This window comes from Bradyrhizobium sp. AZCC 1577, assembly GCF_036924575.1.
In the GTDB taxonomy this organism is placed as follows: domain Bacteria; phylum Pseudomonadota; class Alphaproteobacteria; order Rhizobiales; family Xanthobacteraceae; genus Bradyrhizobium.
The window spans coordinates 4,060,557-4,076,076 of the sequence record NZ_JAZHRQ010000001.1 but is presented as its reverse complement, the minus strand read 5'-3'; the positions used below and the strand labels follow the sequence as shown (position 1 = coordinate 4,076,076).

The following is a 15,520-nucleotide window of genomic DNA, read 5'->3' as shown; positions in this document are numbered from 1 at the left end:
GCGGATGTCAGGGCAATCGCGGTTTACCTGCCCGGCAACGCCAATTTGCAATCGGCCGATCCCTCGTTCGAGGGAATCACCGGGTTCCAACATTACGGGGTTGCAACATTGGCTCGGAACATCCGCGCACGCCAGCCATTGTCTCCACGCTTACTTGGGAAGCCTAACGGAGGAACCCATTCATGGCACACCAACCCGATCCGAACGATCCTTACCGCGCCGGCCTGAGCGATGAAGAAGTCCGCCGTCAGGCCCGCTTCAACAGTCTCGACAATGAGCTGCAGCCCGATCCCGCGCTGTCCGAAGGTCCGCCGAGTGGCGCCAAGGTTGCGATGTTCGCCGTTGCCATCGCGCTCGTACTCGGCGCGCTGTTCTATGGCCTGAACAACACCACCGTGCAGCAGGCCGGTACCTCGTCGACCAACACCGCGCAGCAGACGCAGCCGGCCAACCCGTCGGCGCCTCCGGGCATGCGTGACGTAACACCGCGCAGCAACACCGATCCTGGCACGACCACCGGCGCCGCGACCAATCGCCCGACGCCGCAATCGCAGGAACCGACCGGCACCGAGGTCGATCGCTCCAAGCAGTAGCGGTTGATCAATCCCAAACGACGTACAGCGGGCAAAATGGCCCGCTGTTTTTTTGCGTTGTCCAGGCTCAGAACCGATTGATCAAAGCCAGAGGATAACGATCGCGCGATGCACACTGGCCAACCCTGGCCTCGCCCCTCGCGGGCGAGGTCTATCGGCTCTTGAAACGTGCCTCGCCCTCGCTCCATTACGGAGACAAACGTGGCGCAGAATATCTACGACAATCCCGATTTCTTCGCCGGCTACAGCCGATTACCTCGCCAGGTGCAGGGGCTGGACGGCGCGCCCGAATGGCCGGCTGTCCGGGCTTTGCTGCCCGCGCTAACCGGCAAGCGCGTGGCCGATCTGGGCTGCGGCTTCGGCTGGGCCTCGCGCTGGATGCGCGCGCAGGGCGCGGTCTCGGTGCTTGGCCTCGATCTGTCGCAGAACATGATCGCACGCGCCAAGGTCGATACCTCGGACCCGGCCATTGAATATCTGCTCGCCGATCTCGAGACATTGGAGCTGCCCGAAGCGGCTTTCGACCTCATCTATAGCGCCCTGACCTTCCACTATGTCGAGGATTTCCGGCGCCTCGCGCGCATGATCCACAAGGCGCTGGTCGGCGGCGGAGATCTGGTCTTCACGATCGAGCATCCGATCTTCATAGCTGCGGCGCATCCGCATTGGATCGCCGATGAAGACGGCCGCAAGACCTGGCCGGTCAACGGCTACTCGGTCGAGGGCGAGCGCCGCGCGGACTGGTTCGCCAAGGGCGTGCTGAAGTATCACCGGACCCTCGGCACGACGCTCAACACGCTGATTGATGCCGGCTTCGAGTTGCGCCGGGTCGAGGAATTCGCCCCGACGCACGAACAGATCGAGCGCTTGCCCGAACTGGCCGAAGAGCTGGAGCGGCCGATGATGCTCCTGGTCTCAGCGCGAAAGACAGAAACGCGTTGAGAGTCGAGCCGCCCGCGCCGCATGACACGGGCGGCTCGCGATTGACCACCGCCTTAAAGATCGATGGCCGCTATCCGGGAGAAGCAGCAGTCATCTGACGCCTTCGGCCATTGGGACCTAGCTGAACATCTTGTTGATCTCGCCGCCGGGATAGCCGTTGGCGAATTCGCCGAAGGTGCCCTTCTCCGCCATCTCCTTTGACGCCTTCATGAAGCCGGCCCAGGCCATCCGCGCCAGCGAAGCGCCGACGCTGATGCGGCGCACGCCGAGATCGGAGGCCGCCTGCAGCGATGGGCCGGCCGCGCCGACCAGGAGATTGACCGGCTTTGGATGCACCGCTTTCACGACCGCCGAAATCTCTTCCGGCGTCGCGATGCCGGGCGCATAGAGGCAATCGGCGCCGGCTTCGGCATAGGCGGTGAGCCGGTCGATCACGAGCTTCAAATCCTTCTGCCCGCGCAGGAACGCCTCGCAGCGGCCGGTGAGCAGCACGCCGCTATTGTCGGCATCGATCGCCTGGCGCGCCGCTTTGATGCGATCGACGGCGAGCGCGCGATCGAACAGCGGCTTTGCGTTGTCGCCGGTAAAATCCTCGATCGACAGGCCGGCCACGCCGGTCTTAACCGCGCGCGCGACATTGGCGCCGACCTTGTCCGGCTCGTGCGCAAAGCCGTCCTCGAAATCGGCGTTGACCGGAATATCGACCGCCGCGCAGATCGCTGTGAGATGGGCGCAGACGTCGTCGACGGTGACGTGGTTGTCGGCCTTGCCCAGCGTCCAGGCAAAGCCGGCGCTGGTGGACGCCAGTGCCTTGAAGCCGAGATGCTGCAACGCCTTCGCGCTGCCGACGTCAAACGGATTGGGGATGATGAAGCATCCGCTCTCGTGCAACTTCCTGAATGCGGCGCGTTTGTCAGCAGATGTCAGCATGGGTCGCTCCCCTCGGTTTGTTGGCGCCGCCTACATAGTAACGCTGCATCTTCTCCGCCAGACGTCTCACGCCACGACCTTGCGCAGAAACGTCCGCTCCTCCGCGAGGATGAACTTGTTCTCCTCGGCGAAATCAAAATTGGCCTTGCCTTCGCTGTCCGCGCGCAGCCGTGCGCGGTAGCTTTCGTAAGACGCAAGGCTGTCGAACGAGATCAGCGCGAATGCGATGTTGTTGGTGCCCTCGTGCGGCATCCAGTAGCCGATCAGGTCGCCGCCGCATTTCGGAATGATGGTGAGCCAGTTTTTGGAGTATTCTTCGAACAAGGCGCGCTTGAACGGGTCGAGTTGATAGCGGATGAAGACGGTGACGGTCATGATGCTCTCCAATGTTTCCCCGTCATTGCGAGCCACCCGGTCGGCGCAAAGCGCCGCCGGATGACAGGCTCCGCGAAGCAATCCATAGCTCCACAAGCGGAGGAATGGATTGCTTCCGCCTTCGCTAAAGCTACGGCGGACAAGTCGTCGCTGCGCTCCCTTGCGCAAACGCTTCGCGTTTGTCGCAGGCAATGACGTTCGAGGCGAGACTACCCGCTTGCCCTACCGCGATGCTTCGGCTATCATCGAACTATGAAAGCAGGTCCTGATATCGCCATGGTCGCCTCCCTGGTCGGCGATCCCGCCCGCGCCAACATGCTGACCGCGCTGATGGACGGCCGCGCGCTGACCGCGAGCGAGCTGGCGCACCAGGCCGGCATCACGCCGCAGACCGCCAGTTCGCATCTTTCCAAGCTCGAGACCGGCGGCCTGATCGAGCCGGAGAAGCAGGGCCGTCATCGCTATTACCGTCTCACCGGCCCCGATGTTGCGGGCGTGCTCGAAGGGCTGGCGGGCCTTGCCGAACGCGCCGGGCACACGCGCGTGCGCACCGGGCCGAAGGAGCCGGCGCTGCGCCGCGCCCGGATCTGCTACGATCATCTGGCCGGCGATCTCGGCGTGCAGATGCTCGACAGCATGCGAAAGCAAAAGCTGGTCCGGCAAACCAAACAGGCGATCGAACTCACCGGCGAGGGCAAGCGCTTCATCGCCGAGGCGCTGCAGATCGACGCAGATATGCTCGCCCATCCGCGGCGGCCCGTGTGCAAGGCCTGTCTCGACTGGAGCGAACGGCGGCACCATCTCGCCGGCACGCTGGGCGCTGCAGTAATGAACCGCTTCACCGAATTGAACTGGGCGGCGCGCGATCCCGCGCCCGGCAGCCGCGTCGTGAACTTCACGCGCACCGGCGAAAAGCGGTTCGCAGCGCTGTTTGGGAGCAGCGAAGCTCATTCGTGATGGCTCTTGCGCGCCTTCTCACCATGAGGGTTAATCAACTCGCGCTCTCGCCAAAACGTGAAATGCAAAGTCTTTACACCGCGCGACATCGGCACCAATACGCTCCTGTCTTGGGAACAGGAGTTCTGGGATGCGAGGGATGTGCGTCGGCGCGTTAGCAGCCGCATTGGCCGCGATGCCGTTGTTGTCTGCGGCCGCGGCGGAAACCGAACGACCGGCCACGCGCGAACCCTACGGCATTGCGCTCGAAGGTTTTGCCTATCCCTACCCGGTCCATCTGCTGCCGCTGGTCAACGACGGCGAGCCGGTGCGGATGGCCTATATGGACATAGCTCCCGCGCAGCCGAATGGACGCAGCGTGGTGCTGCTGCACGGCCGCAATTTTCCATCGAGCTACTGGGCGCCGGTCATCAAGACCTTGAGCGATGCGGGGTACCGCGTGGTGGTGCCGGACCAGATCGGCTTTGGAAAATCATCGAAGCCGCAAGGCGATTTGCATTTCGATACGCTGGCGCGCAACACGATCGCGCTGCTCGATCATCTGCAAATCGCCAAGGCCGACGTCGTCGCGCATTCGCTCGGCAGCATGCTCGGGGTGCGGATCGCACGCGCCTACCCTGACCGGATCGCGCATCTGGTGCTGACCGCTCCGATCGGGCTGGAGGATTATCGGCTCTACGTCCCGCCGACGCCGACCGAAAAGATTTTGGAGAACGAAGATAAACTCACAGCGGACGGCTATCGCAAGCAGCTCGAGACCAATTACGCGCTAAAGCTGCCGCCCGAACAAATCACGCCGTTCATCGATGCGCGTTTCAACATCAAGGGCAGCGCCGAATATTCGCGCTGGCTGCGCGCGTTCGTCAGTTCCGCACAGATGATCTATCGCGAGCCTGTCGTGCACGAGATCCCGCTGATCACGCAGCCGACGCTGTTCGTGATGGGCGCCGACGATCACAACGCGCCGGGAAGAGCCAGCGCACCGGAAGCGCTGCGCGCGAAAATGGGGCAGAACGCCGAGCTGGCCAAAGCGCTCGCCGCCAAGATGGCCCGCGGCAGAGCCGAGGTGATTCCGAACACCGGACACCTAGTCTTTCTGGAAGCGCCGGCGAAATACGGCGAGCTGGTGCTTGGATTTTTGGCCGCCCCATAGCATCAGGGAACATTCATGTTCCATTCAGGTCTCGTAACTAAGTTCCGTTGCGTGCCGCCTTGCGGCCAAGAACGGGAGAAAACATGAAGTACCTTTTCGCAGCAGTTTTGGCCCTGGGCACCATTGCCAGCTTTAGCGCGGCGGAAGCTGCGGGCGGATGCGGCCCCGGCTGGCATCGCGGCCCCTATGGCGGCTGCCAACCCAATCGCCGGGTCGTTGTTCGGCCGGCGGCACCGGTTGTCGTGGTGCGTCCTGCAGCTCCGGCCGTCGTGGTGCGGCCCGGCCGCGTGTGCCCCTACGGCACCGTGTGGCGCTATGGACGCTGCCGCGCTTACTGAGAATTCGCAAGCATGACAAAAGCCCCGCTCGCGCGGGGCTTTTTTTATTACTTCTCCAAACAATCGACGGCGAAGTTTTACCAGTAGCGACGGCGCCAGTAGCGGCGGCGCCAGCGACGGCGGCGATACCAGCCCCAGTGCCGGCGGCGCCAACGGCGGCGGCGCCAGCCCCAGTGCCTTCGGCCCCAACCGCGACGTCGGCCGCGGCCCCATCGTACTTCTTCAGGCGCGAGGCGATCGACCTCCTTGTCTGACGTGACAGCAGGTTGAGCATCCTTGTTGGCGGGCAGTTTCGCGTCATCGGCGAGCGGTGCCGGCATCAGCGGCGCGGCCTCCGCGCTCGCTGCGAGCGCGACACCGCCCGCGGCAAATCCAAAGGCGAGCTTCAGAAAGTGGCGGCGTTCCATCACATCCCTTCCTCCGTTTGCTGTGTGCAAGAAAGAGAGTTTCGATGTGCCGAGATGAACGCGCGGTGAACTGCGTGTTCAGCTTTGCTGCGAACGGAGTCGATCGAGAATTATTTTCGCGCGCTGTTTTTTGCAGCGGAACTTTTTGTCGTCTTCGCGGTATTTCTGCGTCGCGCGCATGTGTGACGACGCGTCTTCTCTACGGCGGACACGTCGTCTCGCGTCTTACGCCACGCGCTCCTCGGCAAGCACCAGCACCTCGCGCGTCCGCGTCACGTCCGGCCAGTCGCGGTTGAAGTCTGCGACCAGGCGTTTCATCTCCGGCCCCTCGATCGCGCGATCGAGCGCAGCCTTGTCCGTGAACTGGTACATCGCCTCGTGCAGCGATGGATCGGTCGCGCTCCAGTAGCGCCACGCCTTCACCGCGCCGAACGATTTCATCGCATCCGGCAGATGCTCACGCGAGTACCAAGCGTCGAAGGCCTGGCGCCTGGTGGGATCGGACACGGTGGCGCGGACGACGAAAAAAGCTGCGGGCATTTCATTCTCCCTGCTTTGGCTCTACGAAACCTCTTCAACACGCAACTGTCACATGCTCCGTGATATCAAGGCTGCGCGCAATGCGTTATCCGAGGTGCCACCCATGCCCGTCCGCCATCGCTCCGCCCTCCTCTCAGCGCTCTGGCTGTTGACCGCAATCCCTCCCGCCGCGGCCGAGGACATCCCGCTGCCGCGCGAGCCACAGATTGGCCCGCGGCCGTTCTATCTCGTCGACAAGATGAAAGACGGGCCGCTGAAGCAACAACTCAGCCAGTGCACCGGGCCGTTCCGCAAGACCGATTTTTCCATCGGCCACCGCGGCGCCGCGCTGGAATTTCCCGAGCATACCAGGGAGTCCTATATTGCCGCCGCCCGGATGGGCGCCGGCATCATCGAATGCGACGTGACGTTTACGAAAGACCGCCAACTCGTGTGCCGCCATTCGCAGTGCGACCTGCACACCACCACCAACATTCTGGCCGTGCCGGAGCTTGCCGCAAAATGCACGCAAGCCTTCAGCCCGGCAGATTCCGCGACGGGCAAGAAAGCCTCCGCAAAGTGCTGCGCGTCAGACATCACGCTCGCCGAATTCCGGCGGCTGCGCGCGAAGATGGACGGCTTCAATCCCGACGCGAAGACGCCTGAGGAATATCAGAACGGCACGCCGCGCTGGCGCACCGACCTCTACGCCAATTCCGGCACGCTGATGACGCATGACGAGAGCATCGCGCTGATCAAAAGTCTCGGCGCCAAGTTCACGCCTGAGCTCAAGGCGCCCGAGGTGGCGATGCCGTTTGACGGCGATTACACGCAGGAGAAATACGCATCGCAGATGCTGGACGCCTACAAGAAGGCCGGCATTCCGCCGAGCGATGTCTTTGCGCAAAGCTTTAATCTCGCCGACGTGCTCTATTGGGTGAAGACCGAACCGGAATTCGCGAAACAGGCGGTCTATCTCGAAGAGCGCTACGAAAAGCAGGGTCTCGATCCCAACAAGCCGGAGACGTGGAAACCGTCGATGGCGGAATTGAAGTCGCAAGGCGTCGCGATCCTCGGCCCACCGATCTGGACCATGCTGACGCTGAACGACAGACGAGAAATCGTCCCGTCCGAATACGCCAAGGCTGCGAAGGCCGCCGGCCTCGACCTGATCGGCTGGTCGCTGGAACGCGACGGCCCGCTCAACAAGGGCGGCGGCTTCTATCACAAGTCGATCAGGAGCGCGATCGACCACGACGGCGATACGCTGACGGTGCTGGATATATTGGCCAAGCAGGTCGGCATCCGCGGCATGTTCTCGGATTGGCCCGCGACGACGACGTTTTATGCGAGCTGCACGGGGATGAAGTGAGAGGCTGTAGGGTAGAGCGGAGCGAAACCCATCGCGTCTAATTGGCCACTGCTTGCAATGCTGTGAGGGACGCACCAGCGGCAGGGTTCCCTCCCCCCTTGCGGGGGAGGGTTAGGGAGAGGGGTGCCGCACGACGTGCTCTCTCGATGTGGGCGTCACAACGGGCGACCGAGATTGAATTGAGGAGGCGGTGCGCACATCGACTCATCTCGCCCGCGGCTTACCCCTCTCCCCAACCCTCCCCCGCAAGGGGGGAGGGAGCCTGACCGATGTGCTCACCTCACACAGGCCCGTAGGCTAACTACCCCTACTTACGCTACGCCGGCTCCAGGCCGAGGGCCTGCGCGGTCTCGATCCAGGTCGGCAATTCGCGCTGATATAGAGCATTGCTTTCCTTGAAGCCGATTGCCGGCTCGAGCACGAACGTCGCGAGAACTTCCTTCACTTTCGGATCGTTGTTGGCGGCCACGCAGAGTTCCGAAAGCCGATCGACGATCGGCTGCGGCGTCGCCTTCGGCAATGCCCAGCCTGTGAAGCCGCTGATGGTGAAGAACTTCGATGTCGCGCCTTGTTCGGGAAGGGTCTTGACGTTCGGGATCGCGGCGACCTTCTTCGAATGCACCGCGAACACCACGCCGTGGTTGCCTTGCAGGACGGGTTGAGCGGCCGTGTAGCTGCCCATCGCGACGTCAAGCGTGCCGTCCATCAGGCCCGTCCACATCGGCGCTTCGCCCCGGTAGTGGATCGGTTCTATTTTGAGGCCGTACTGCTTGTTGAGTTCGTTGATCGTCATGTGCGGGGCGGAGCCCGCGCTATAGGTGCCGAAATTCACCTGGCCCTTCTTGCGCGCGAACGCGACGAAATCGTCCAGCGTTTTGACGCCGGATGCCAGGCTCGCGACCAGCAGCAGCCCGGCGCCCGGAATGATGCTGACGAGCGTCAGGTCTCTGTCCATGTCGTAGCCGGGGTTCTTCATCATCACCCGATTCATCACATAGGTGGTCGAAATCGAGCACAGGATGGTGTGGCCATCGGGCGCGGCGCGTGCAACTTCGGCCGCGCCGATCGAGCCGGAAGCGCCCGCCTTGTTTTCGATGACGACGTTCTGCCCCACCTGCCTGGAGATGAAATCGCCGAAGGCGCGCGCGAGCAGATCCGTCTGCCCGCCCGCCGGGTAGCTGCAGACCATGCGGATATTCCGCGACGGCCACGCGGCTTGCGCGGAGGCGCCACGCGACAGCAAGGGCATCGCGGCAGCGGCGGTACCAGCAGCGATGAAATGACGGCGGCTGAATTTTAAGGGCATCTTTTTTCCTCCTTGATTTTTCAAGGAGGGTATCCCATCGCCCGGCTTCTGCCATAACAGAAAGCCGGGACAGATTAGCGCAGTTAACAAAATCCGGATCTTTCGCCACAACTCGCGGGCGTGTTAGCTCGATGATAGCATCTGCAACTGCAATTTTCCGAGAGCTGGAAAATGTGGTGCGGTGATGCTCGGTTGAGGCAACTTGAGCGTTCAGGATGCCGGCCGCAGCATCGGCGTCACCACTGGCGAAGAGCCGCTTTGGATTCTGCCGGTGATCTTGAAGCCGTGGCGTTCATAGAGCGAAATGTTACGCGGGTTCGAGCTTTCGAGGTAGGCCGCGATGCCCTCCTCGTCGCATCGTCGAAGCGCGTGTTTCATCAGCAACGAGCCAAGCCCCTGCCCGATCCATCTCGGATCGGCGGCGATAAGAGGCAGATACCAATGCGGCTCATGCGGATGATGTTCGGCCATTCCTTTCATGATGGCCCCGATATCCCCTGATATCTCCGGGCGCAGGGACTCCTCCATGATTGCGTTCATTTCTGCTTCGTCCGGCTCGACGCCTGGTGGTAGCCATAGAGCGGCAGCGCGAGCCCCTTCGGTGATGTAGGCTGTGCCATGCTCGAAAGCACCGCCGCCGAAAGCATTGACCATCCGCGGCATTATTCCGAGGTATACGGACGGATCGGGCCAAGCAAAACGCGCCATCGGGTCAGCCGCAAAGCCGAGCACAATGGTGCTGATCGCGCTTGCCCGATTGTTCGCGTCTGCGGATATGACTTCCGGCACCGCCGACATCGTGTCGCTCCCTCGGTCACTCACCGTCCATCCAAGGGTCAATCGTACTTTACCTTGGGGAAAAAGTCCCCACGCCCCTCGGGGGTCATGTCGAGCAGACCCCACAAGGGGTCGACCAGATCCCCGGCGCGATGATGTTGATTGGGCTCGGTTGGTGCGAAGCTCATCTCCGATCCCCAGAAGTGACGGATTGCTCCGCCGCTTTTCTTGAACACGTTGAAGATCGTTTCGTCCCAGTTCTCGCCGTCCGGAACGCGATGCTGTGCACGCACGCCCTTGGGAAACTTCGACGTGTCACCAAAATAATCCGCGTCGTAGCTATTGCCCGCCGTAGACACCAGCGGCAGATGGTCCCAGCCGCGCTCGTGAGCCCACGCGGCAAGACGTGCGATTGGGGATTTCGCAACGATGTAAAGTGCAGCTCGCTGGCCGATGTGCCTTGCCGCGCCGTCGATCCCATCGAGCAGGTGCGTGCAGCCTGGACAGGGCAGCTCCCGCTCGGGCCCATACATGAAGCTGTACAGAATGAGCGTGTCATGCGGACCGAACAGCTCGGACATCTTGACCTTCTCCGGCGCGGCATTCTTGCCGATCCGCTCGAAAACATAGTCTTCCGGTACTTTGCCGCCGAGCGGTAAGGCGCGGCGCTTCGCTGCAACAGCTTCAATGTGGGCACGAAGCGCGATCTCTTCGTCCAGAAGCGCGTTTCTGGCAGCACGATACTCGGCGGTTTCGTTCGGGTAGCGGAGATGCTCCATGGCTTCCCTCCGGATTGAAGGTCTGTGAACCCATAAACTCATCCGTGAGTAGCGAGTTCCCCTATTGCACCCGCTTGCCGCAACACACCCAACGCGCTGCACAAATCTGACCTTCGAAGTCAGTTATCTTGCGTCACCTCTGATCAATGAATGGCCGCCGTTGGCGTGGCCACTGGCGAAGGCTCTGCCTTTTCGAGAGTGCTGGCAACGTCCTTCGCTCCTGCGACCGGGCGGCTGATGGGAGGTGGCGGCCCACCTTCCAGCGCTGGCAGGCTAATGACCGCCTGCAGCCCCTTCTGCTTGTTGGTCAAGACGATATCGCCGCCGTGGTGGCGGACAATGGTCCGGGCAATGGAAAGGCCGAGACCTACGCCTCCTGTTTCGCGGTTCCGCGAATTCTCCATCCGGAAAAACGGCGTAAAAACCTGCTCTTTGGCACTGTCCGGAATACCGGGACCGTCGTCCGAGACGGTGATTTCGACACTATCGGCTTGCCTTTCCACGCTGACGCGCGCCCGCTCGCCATACCGGATGGCATTTTCGACGAGGTTGCGACACGCGCGGCGCAGTGCGTCTGGTCGGCAGCTATAGCTGATCTTCTGCCCTTCAGAAAAGGAGATGTCATAGCCGAGTTCAGCGAGATCATCGCAGAGACTTTCCACCAGAGCCGAGAGGTCCACGGTCCGCGTGCTTTCTGCGGTTGCGTCTTCGCGAGCGAATGCGAGAGTCGCCTCCGTCATCGTCTGGATCTCGGAAATGGTGGAGAGCATTTTCTCGCGAACGTCTCCGTCGGGCACGAATTCTGCTCGCAAGCGGAGCGAGGTCAAAGGTGTACGCAGATCATGACCGATGGCGGCCAGCATTCTGGTGCGGTCGTCGACGAAACGATGCAGGCGCGCTTGCATGCGATTGAATGCCTCCGCGGTGCGCCGGATATCGTCGGGGCCGGTTTCCGGCAGCGGCACGATCTCCTGACCACGACCGAAAGCCTCGGCCGCTACGGCGAGTCGGCGCAATGGTTGCGCGATGCCGCGTGCGGCGAATACGGCAATGATCGACAACGACAACGCGGAGAGGCCGAGCGCCAAGGTGGATTTGGAGGTCCAGAAGCCATCTTGCGCGGGCTTGGCAAATGCAGTGTTCAGCCATGCTCCGTTAGCCAACTGAACGGCCAATCCCATGCCGGTGGCATCATCGAGATAAAGAAATTTCGCTGGTCGGGACAGCGGCCAAGCTTCCGGCCTTAGGTCGACCCATTGCGAGGAGGCGCCACTGCTGCTGGCAGTGTTTCGGGCGAAATCCGGTCTCACCTCGGCGGGCACGCTGTGGCCGGCAAAGGACATGCGCGGCAATGGCTGCGCCAGGCGCTCCCATGCCTCCTCTCGCCACGCGGAGGCATCCTTCAGTCCGTTGGTCGATATCCAATATCTCGCTGAACTGGTGTTGCTGGCATTAAGGATATCGGTCTGCAGCGACGGAGGCGTCGCCTCCAAAACCCGGGCGAGCGAGGCGCTCCGGCTGAATATCTCGCCCTTGGCGGCCTTCCGAATCGCCTGCCCGTGCTCATCCCAGGAAATGAAGAACACGATGGCTTGCGACAGCACCAAAGACAGCAGCGTGAAACAGATGAAACGGGCCGCAAGACTACGCTTCCACAAGCCCATCATGGCTGCTCGACCTCTGCGGCGAGGCTGTATCCACCGCCCCAGTGAGTCTTGATCAAGGCTGGTACTTTCGGATCGGCCTCGATCTTTTTCCGCAAGCGGCTGACCTGATTGTCGATGCTCCGGTCGAATGGATCGGCATCCCGGCCGACCGTCAGGTCGAGGAGCTGATTGCGGCTGAGCACCAGGCCGGGATGGTCGAGAAATGCACACAACAGGCGGAACTCCGCCGTGCTGAGCGGCACAGCAACGCCGTCGTCGCCCGTCAACTCGCGCCGGTTGACGTCAAAGGTCCATCGATCAAAGCGTACAACCTTGGTCGCCAGCCGGCCCTTTTGCGGCGGCAGGCTTTGGACTCGTCGAAGCACTGCTTTGATGCGGGCGAGAAGTTCGCGGGGATTGAATGGCTTGCTCACATAGTCATCGGCACCGACTTCCAGGCCGACGATTCGATCGGTCTCCTCAGCCATCGCAGTCAACAGGATAACGGGAAGGTCCGTGGTGCTGCGCAGATGGCGGCACAGGGACAGTCCGTCCTCGCCCGGCATCATGACGTCAAGTACCACCAGGTCCGGAGCACTTCGTTCGAGCAAGCGGCGGAGTGCAACAGCGCTCTCCGCAAGACTGATGCGGTAGCCATGCTGCATCAGGTATTTGCCGACCAGATCGCGAATATCGCGATGATCATCCACTACGGCGATGTGAGGTGCCGAGTCCATCTAGTTTGCTCCGTCCCGGATCATACTGAAGTCCTGCACCCACCCCATCGAAAAAGTGTAACAGAATGTATCGGCCGCGTATGATCGATCGAAATCAAATGCTTGTGGCTGGCTTCACTGACAGCGCCGCGGCATCGGGATCGCAGGATCCCGATGCCGGCCGATCCGAGCGGGAACCGGCCTCAGGTGCATGATTCCCCCGATCTGGCTGAAACAATCTAGGCACAAGCTGTCGCAGAACGTTGCCCTGGTGAGCCATCTTTGTCGCAATTTGTCGCAAACCCGTATGCCTGTTCAGACTTGATACAACTTAAGAAGCCGCATTGAGAGCAAGGTCATTCAAGACCGGATGACAGGAGCGGCCATCACCGATGGCCGCAACTGTCGCGAACTATCCAATGCAGCATTCCTGAGACAGATCGCGACAATTTCCGGCGGTCGTCGGCAAAGTTCTGCGACATCCGGACCCCATCGTGCGCACGCTCAACCAAGCAGGAGCGTTACATGTACGATGCGATGCACGCCGTTTTCCGAGGGGCCGTACCGGAAATCTCGAAAGGCTCATCGGCGGAGAGCGATGAAGACCACACTACACCGAAGGGACTGCTTCTTCGTAGAGCCGCAGTGCGGATAGGTTGGCTGCTCGTTTTCGTGTTGCGGAATACCTGGGCCTCCACCACCCCACCTGATTTGATGTACTGCGGAGATCGTATGGCTGTTTCGCGCCTCGTGACGGAGGACGACTGTTTGACGTCCGAGCAGAATCCTAAGTTCGTGTGCAGAGTGCCCGACTCTACTTCTTACGGGCCACGTCTCCGTATCAGTCACGAAAGCTCATCCTCTGGTCCGATCGGCCTGACTGCCGTCGCATGCAAACAAGATAACGTCTTGCCCGAGCCGGTTTGAAGTCGCGATGCGCCGCATCGTCGCTTCGCCTGTACGGCGCCGCTGCTGGGCAGACGCAACGGCCCAGAACCTCCGGAAGCTCGCAAAGCTGATCCCGATCCCTGCGCTCCAGCCCGCTTAGACGCAATCAAGCACCGTGAGCCGGTCGCATTGTCCGATCCCAAATTGCCGGGTTCGCGGACTTCTTCAACACAATCAGCGCAAAGCGGACGTTCGGCGTGTATCGGGTGTCGGAGAAAGGCCAGAGGACCAAACCGCTCGCGCGGTAGGGCGCTGCAGCAGGCAGGGCAGCCAACAGGATAGCGCAACAGGGCGTCCTGTCTTGAGATGAGGGGTTCGCAACCTTCACCCAAGACAGGAGCATCCCCATGACCGACGAGGCAATGAGCCCGTTGCGCCGCCGCATCATCGAAGACATGACGATCCGCAAGTTCGCGCCGAAGACCCAATATGACTACGTGCAAAGGGTCAAGAACTTCGCAGCATTTCTTGGGCAATCACCCGATACGGCCTTCTCTTTCACCAGCATCTCGAGGCGCGCGGCTCCCAGGCCTCGGGCGAAACGATCGGCGGTGTTTTCATCGGAGTCACCTCCTGCGCGATGTCGCTTTCACTGCATGAAGCCCTCGGCGAGGACCTTCCCGGTCGCCAGGCTCGCGGTCCCCACACCCCAGATCTGCCGCTCATTGACCCAGCCATATTCTTTGGACGCGGTGGAGAGGCGGACGTTTGCGAAGATGTCGAGCACCGGCTCGCCGGGTCGCGGCGCCGCTTGGCCGTCGCCAGACAACGCGATCCGGTGGCCGTCCTCGGTCTCGATGATCAAGTGCAGGTCGAGTTCCATGCGACCATCAGCGCGGACCCGCACATAGTCGACGCCGTGCGCCCGGCCCGCGAGGCGTCCCTCGTACCGCCCAGCGACCGCAAGGTCGAATTGGGCTCCGTGTAGCGGAATCGCTTCCTGACCGGAAAGGATGGCGTTCAAGCTCACGCCGTAGTCGGTGACTCCCGTGAGATCGAGTTCCATGTCGTAAATCTTCTCGCCCCTCATCGCAGTATTTCCAGTCATCTTGCTTCTCCTGCTGTAAGGCTTCCTTGTGAGAACTTCGAGAGGGCCAAAACTGAGCATCGATTTATTCTTTTTGCTCTGCGACTTTTGTCAATGAGGTACACCGGTGTTCCTCATTGTGCTTTTGCCGACCGCCGTTGAAAATGACCGGGGCGCTTGCTGATTGAATTGCGTCGGCAATCGAATGGATTAAGAAATCCGCCAAGCACCGATGAATTTCAGTGGTTGCGCCGGTCTCACACACCGGGCTGGCAAGCCGGCTGACGTTGCCGTCTTCCGGATCACGACGCGAGGGCATTCAAAAAAGGATAGCCGGGGAGCTGAAGCAAAATGAAAGACAGATTTGACGTGCATCTGCGTGTCACCCCTACGCTTTTCATCGGCAAATGGACGGTCAGGATCCTTTTCTTGTTGGAGGAGCGGCCCTACCACCATGGGGAGCTGCGGCGCCGCTTGGGAGCCATCTCACAGCGGATGCTGACCCATACGCTTCGCAACCTTGAAACGACCCGGCTTATCTCCAGAGAGGTCACGCGATCAAGATCCCCAAGAGTCAAGTACTCGCTGACCAAGTTGGGCAGAAGCTTCATGGTTCCGCTAAACAGTGTCTGCCGTTGGATTGATCGCAATCGCACGGGCTTAAGCGCGACAATCGATCTTTCAAAGTAGCCGCGCGCGCCCGTCTATACCGATGCCCACATTAGACGCCGGATG

The 15,520-nt window shown here is 61.4% G+C and carries 17 protein-coding genes; 7 read left to right on the top strand and 10 right to left on the bottom strand.

Going from position 1 to position 15,520, the window contains the following annotated elements; all coding sequences use genetic code 11:
• Positions 1 to 182 precede the first annotated feature (182 nt).
• Both V1278_RS19085 and V1278_RS19080 read left to right on the top strand, forming a co-directional pair.
• Positions 183 to 593 (top strand): hypothetical protein, encoded by a 411-nt coding sequence (locus V1278_RS19085; RefSeq protein ID WP_334381878.1) that lies wholly within the window; start codon positions 183 to 185, stop codon positions 591 to 593.
• A gap of 201 nt (positions 594 to 794) precedes the next feature.
• Complete coding sequence (locus V1278_RS19080; protein ID WP_334381877.1) at positions 795 to 1,535, top strand: class I SAM-dependent methyltransferase; 741 nt, start codon at positions 795 to 797, stop codon at positions 1,533 to 1,535.
• A 117-nt stretch (positions 1,536 to 1,652) separates the two neighbouring features.
• Here the strand turns inward: V1278_RS19080 and V1278_RS19075 are convergent, their stop codons facing one another.
• Positions 1,653 to 2,465, bottom strand: a complete 813-nt coding sequence (locus V1278_RS19075) for an isocitrate lyase/PEP mutase family protein (RefSeq protein WP_334363303.1) — start codon at positions 2,463 to 2,465, stop codon at positions 1,653 to 1,655.
• 66 nt (positions 2,466 to 2,531) lie between these two features.
• Complete coding sequence (locus V1278_RS19070; protein WP_334363304.1) at positions 2,532 to 2,840, bottom strand: NIPSNAP family protein; 309 nt, start codon at positions 2,838 to 2,840, stop codon at positions 2,532 to 2,534.
• A gap of 252 nt (positions 2,841 to 3,092) precedes the next feature.
• Here V1278_RS19070 and V1278_RS19065 point away from each other — a divergent pair, with 252 nt between their 5' ends.
• The 3 genes from V1278_RS19065 to V1278_RS19055 all read left to right on the top strand — a co-directional run bounded on the left by V1278_RS19065 (position 3,093) and on the right by V1278_RS19055 (position 5,288).
• Positions 3,093 to 3,797 (top strand): ArsR/SmtB family transcription factor, encoded by a 705-nt coding sequence (locus tag V1278_RS19065; RefSeq protein WP_334363305.1) that lies wholly within the window; start codon positions 3,093 to 3,095, stop codon positions 3,795 to 3,797.
• 130 nt (positions 3,798 to 3,927) lie between these two features.
• Positions 3,928 to 4,950 (top strand): alpha/beta fold hydrolase, encoded by a 1,023-nt coding sequence (locus V1278_RS19060; RefSeq protein ID WP_334381876.1) that lies wholly within the window; start codon positions 3,928 to 3,930, stop codon positions 4,948 to 4,950.
• An 83-nt stretch (positions 4,951 to 5,033) separates the two neighbouring features.
• Positions 5,034 to 5,288 carry a GCG_CRPN prefix-to-repeats domain-containing protein gene (locus V1278_RS19055; protein WP_334363306.1) on the top strand — a complete coding sequence of 85 codons (255 nt, stop codon included), beginning with the start codon at positions 5,034 to 5,036 and terminating at the stop codon, positions 5,286 to 5,288.
• A gap of 77 nt (positions 5,289 to 5,365) precedes the next feature.
• Here the strand turns inward: V1278_RS19055 and V1278_RS19050 are convergent, their stop codons facing one another.
• Positions 5,366 to 5,695, bottom strand: a complete 330-nt coding sequence (locus V1278_RS19050; protein WP_334381875.1) for a twin-arginine translocation signal domain-containing protein — start codon at positions 5,693 to 5,695, stop codon at positions 5,366 to 5,368.
• 225 nt (positions 5,696 to 5,920) lie between these two features.
• A complete protein-coding gene (locus V1278_RS19045; RefSeq protein ID WP_334381874.1) occupies positions 5,921 to 6,235 on the bottom strand; it encodes a hypothetical protein in 315 nt (104 codons plus the stop codon).
• A gap of 103 nt (positions 6,236 to 6,338) precedes the next feature.
• Here V1278_RS19045 and V1278_RS19040 point away from each other — a divergent pair, with 103 nt between their 5' ends.
• Positions 6,339 to 7,586, top strand: coding sequence for a glycerophosphodiester phosphodiesterase family protein (locus V1278_RS19040; RefSeq protein WP_334381873.1), 1,248 nt, complete (start codon positions 6,339 to 6,341; stop codon positions 7,584 to 7,586).
• A 316-nt stretch (positions 7,587 to 7,902) separates the two neighbouring features.
• Here the strand turns inward: V1278_RS19040 and V1278_RS19035 are convergent, their stop codons facing one another.
• The 6 genes from V1278_RS19035 to V1278_RS19010 form a co-directional block, all read right to left on the bottom strand.
• Positions 7,903 to 8,892, bottom strand: coding sequence for a Bug family tripartite tricarboxylate transporter substrate binding protein (locus tag V1278_RS19035; RefSeq protein WP_334363310.1), 990 nt, complete (start codon positions 8,890 to 8,892; stop codon positions 7,903 to 7,905).
• A gap of 210 nt (positions 8,893 to 9,102) precedes the next feature.
• The gene (locus V1278_RS19030; RefSeq protein WP_334363311.1) at positions 9,103 to 9,690 is read right to left on the bottom strand and encodes a GNAT family N-acetyltransferase; all 588 of its coding nucleotides are present in this window, start codon (positions 9,688 to 9,690) and stop codon (positions 9,103 to 9,105) included.
• A gap of 38 nt (positions 9,691 to 9,728) precedes the next feature.
• Positions 9,729 to 10,448 carry a DUF899 family protein gene (locus V1278_RS19025; protein ID WP_334381872.1) on the bottom strand — a complete coding sequence of 240 codons (720 nt, stop codon included), beginning with the start codon at positions 10,446 to 10,448 and terminating at the stop codon, positions 9,729 to 9,731.
• Positions 10,449 to 10,591: 143 nt separating this feature from the next.
• On the bottom strand, positions 10,592 to 12,115 hold the full coding sequence (locus tag V1278_RS19020; protein WP_334381871.1) for a sensor histidine kinase: 1,524 nt from the start codon (positions 12,113 to 12,115) through the stop codon (positions 10,592 to 10,594).
• Positions 12,112 to 12,831: a response regulator gene (locus V1278_RS19015; RefSeq protein WP_334381870.1), complete on the bottom strand. Its 720-nt coding sequence runs from the start codon at positions 12,829 to 12,831 to the stop codon at positions 12,112 to 12,114. The genes V1278_RS19020 and V1278_RS19015 overlap by 4 nt, the downstream gene beginning before the upstream one ends.
• Positions 12,832 to 14,347: 1,516 nt before the next feature.
• Complete coding sequence (locus V1278_RS19010; RefSeq protein WP_334363314.1) at positions 14,348 to 14,806, bottom strand: DUF3237 family protein; 459 nt, start codon at positions 14,804 to 14,806, stop codon at positions 14,348 to 14,350.
• 330 nt (positions 14,807 to 15,136) lie between these two features.
• Here V1278_RS19010 and V1278_RS37000 point away from each other — a divergent pair, with 330 nt between their 5' ends.
• On the top strand, positions 15,137 to 15,475 hold the full coding sequence (locus V1278_RS37000) for a winged helix-turn-helix transcriptional regulator (protein WP_442893758.1): 339 nt from the start codon (positions 15,137 to 15,139) through the stop codon (positions 15,473 to 15,475).
• Positions 15,476 to 15,520: the final 45 nt, after the last annotated feature.